Source organism: Streptomyces katrae, from assembly GCF_000717655.1.
Lineage (GTDB): Bacteria > Actinomycetota > Actinomycetes > Streptomycetales > Streptomycetaceae > Streptomyces > Streptomyces katrae_B.
Genome location: NZ_JNZY01000130.1, coordinates 1 through 256, shown reverse-complemented (window position 1 = coordinate 256; position 256 = coordinate 1). Strand labels below are relative to the sequence as shown.

Below are 256 nucleotides of genomic sequence, written 5' to 3'. Positions count from 1 at the left end.
CAGGCCAGGCGTCGGTACTTGTCGTGGTCGTAGCCGCGGTCCCCGAGCACCGTGTCGGGCCGCCGGCGGGGCCGGCCGCGCTTGCCGCGAACCGGTGGGGCGGCCTGGAGGAGGGGGATGAACTGGGTGACGTCGTTGCGGTTGCCGCCAGTCAGGATGGCGGCAAGCGGAATGCCGGTGGCATCGGTGATCAGGTGGTGCTTGCTGCCATTCCTGCCCCGGTCAACGGGGCTTCGCCCTGTTTTGGAGCCCCCTT

1 protein-coding gene is annotated in these 256 nt (G+C 70.3%); it reads right to left on the bottom strand.

The annotated features are described in order from the left end of the window. The coding region (locus IF09_RS0139665; RefSeq protein ID WP_030304484.1) for an IS5/IS1182 family transposase at positions 1-256 on the bottom strand (256 nt) is incomplete at both ends.